The 983-nt window shown below is 46.8% G+C and carries 1 protein-coding gene; it reads left to right on the plus strand.

Features of this window, described 5'->3' with window-relative positions:
* Positions 1–61 precede the first annotated feature (61 nt).
* Positions 62–970: an IS1595-like element ISBbi1 family transposase gene (locus tag HMPREF9446_RS12140; protein ID WP_005807145.1), complete on the plus strand. Its 909-nt coding sequence runs from the start codon at positions 62–64 to the stop codon at positions 968–970.
* Positions 971–983 lie beyond the last annotated feature (13 nt).

A 983-nucleotide genomic window follows, 5' to 3' on the forward strand; every position in this document is an offset into this window, starting at 1 on the left:
TCTGATTCTCCGCAAACACACCTAATATTTTTAGTATATTAGCGCTCAAAAAGCAGGGATTATGAACATATTCAGTTTTACGGCTCATTTCGGTTCGGAGGAAGATTGTCGTTTGCATTTCAAGGAGCAGCGTGATAAGGAAGGGGTTGTCTGCAAGCGATGCGGGGGCACTTCCCATTATTGGTTACAGGGTAAATGGAGTTATGAATGCAAAGGTTGCCGTTTCCGCACCTCGTTGCGCAGCGGTACGATCATGGAGAGCTCCAAGCTGCCGTTTCTGGTGTGGTACAAAACGATGTTCCTGATGAGTTGCACAAAAAAGGGATTCTCCACCAACGAACTCCAGAAGCAATTAGGATTGAAGCGTTACGAACCGGTATGGGCGATGGTACACAAACTCCGCAGGGCGATGGGCAACCGGGATGCAAGGTATACACTGGAAGGGATGATAGAACTGGATGAGGGTTACTTTTCGGTGGCCAGTAAGGAAATCGAGCGAGGCAAGGGTACACGTGGCCGGGGAGCCGAGGGAAAGCAGAACGTTGCGGTGATGGCCGAAAGCACCCCGTTGGAAGATATCGAAACGGGCAAAAAGGAGAAGCATGTGCGTTATTTCAAGGCCAGGGTACTGGATAGCCATCAAAGTGAAGGAATCAACGGCGTGGTCAGGGACTGCATGGAGGATGATGCCATCGTATTTTCGGACAAAAGCACTTCTTACGTTGACATCTCCGATCTGGTGGAATTGCACGTCACCGAGAAATCAGACGCCAAAACCACCAAGGAAACACTCAAATGGGTGCATATCGCAATCAGTAATGCAAAACGGACATTGCTGGGCAACTACCATAAAATCAAAAGGAAATACTTACAGTTGTATCTCAACGAGTTTATTTACAAATTAAACAGACGGTATTTTGGAGACAAACTCTTTGACAGACTAGTAATTGCGAATATAACAGGTGCATAAACGGATAATCAGA

This window comes from Bacteroides fluxus YIT 12057 (genome assembly GCF_000195635.1).
GTDB classification, from domain to species: Bacteria; Bacteroidota; Bacteroidia; order Bacteroidales; family Bacteroidaceae; genus Bacteroides; species Bacteroides fluxus.